General features: G+C 65.5%; 1 protein-coding gene. It reads right to left on the bottom strand.

The window, feature by feature from the left end; translation table 11 throughout:
• A partial coding sequence (locus tag L9Z73_RS30505; protein WP_247408677.1) for an acyl-CoA carboxylase subunit beta occupies nucleotides 1–1,301 on the bottom strand: 1,301 nt, incomplete at its 3' end.
• Nucleotides 1,302–1,425 lie beyond the last annotated feature (124 nt).

Raw genomic sequence — 1,425 nt, 5'->3', positions numbered from 1 at the left:
ATGAAGCGCGGGTCGAGGCCGCGGCCGCACATGGCGTAGTTGCCGGCGCCGTAGGAGCCGCCGACCACCACGGTGAGTTTAGGCACGCGGGCATTGGCCACCGCCTGGATCATCTTCGCGCCGTGCTTGATCACGCCTTGCTGTTCCGCCTCGGTGCCGACCATAAAGCCGGTGGTGTTGTGCAGGAACAGCAGCGGCGTGCGGCTCTGGTCGCACAGTTGGATGAATTGCGCGGCCTTGCTGGCGCCCTTGGGCGTGATTGGGCCGTTATTGCCGATCACGCCGACGGCGCGGCCCTGGATGTGCAGGTGGCCGCAGACGGTATGCGCGTCGAACTCGCCCTTGAACTCGAGGAAGTTCGAACCGTCGGCCAGGCGCGCGAGGATTTCGCGGACGTCGTAGGGTTTTTTCGGGTCGTCGGGGATTAGCCCGAGCAGTTCGTCGATGGGGTACAGCGGCTCGGCATACGTGCGTTTCGGGATGAGCGGCAGGCGCTCGTTCCACGGCAGCAGGCTGACGATCTCGCGCACGATGCGCACCCCGTCGGCATCGTTTTCTGCCAGGTATTCGGCGGTGCCGGCGGTTTGCGCGTGCATCTCGGCGCCGCCCAGTGCTTCATCGGTGGCGACTTCGCCGGTCGCAGCCTTGAGCAGCGGCGGGCCAGCCAGGAACAGCTTGGCCTTGCCGCGTACCACCACCACGTAATCCGACAGCCCCGGCTGATACGCGCCGCCCGCCGTGGCCGAACCGTGGACCACGGTGATCTGCGGCAAGCCCATGGCCGACATGCGCGCCTGGTTGGCAAAGCTGCGCGCGCCTTCGACGAAAATCTCCGCCGCGTAGTTGAGGTTGGCACCGCCGCTTTCGGCGAGGGTCACCACCGGCAGATGGTTTTCCATGGCGATCTGTTGCAGGCGCAGGGATTTTTTCAGGCCTGTGGGGGAGATGGTGCCGCCCTTGATCGCGCTGTTATTCGCCACCACCAGCACACGCACGCCGCTGACGTAACCGATACCGGCGATCAATCCGCCGCCGGCGGCGCTGCCGTCCTTGTCGTCATGCAGTTTGTAGCCGGCCAGGCTGGCCAGTTCCAGGAACGGCGCGCCAGGGTCCAGCAGCAGGTTGAGGCGCTCGCGCGGCAGCAATTGCCCGCGTTTGTCGAACTTGGGTTTGGCTTGCTGCGCTTTGCTCAACAGGTTCTGCTCCAACAGGCGCAGGTGCTGCAGGCTCGCCAGCATCGCGTCGCGGTTGCGGGCGAAGTCGGGGCTGTGGGCGTCGACCAGCGTTTCGATCATCGGCATGGTTTATGGCTCTCCCTTGAGGACATCCGGCAGGTAGGCGCGGTGGAAGCCGTTGAACGCTGCGCTCGGCGTGTGCGCCTTGGGCAGCGGCCAAATCGTGACCGCACGCGGTAATGACACTTAT

It is taken from the genome of Pseudomonas emilianonis (genome assembly GCF_023072625.1).
GTDB classification, from domain to species: domain Bacteria; phylum Pseudomonadota; class Gammaproteobacteria; order Pseudomonadales; family Pseudomonadaceae; genus Aquipseudomonas; species Aquipseudomonas paraveronii.
Note: the sequence above shows the minus strand (reverse complement) of the source record. Positions and strands in the feature narration are given on the sequence as shown.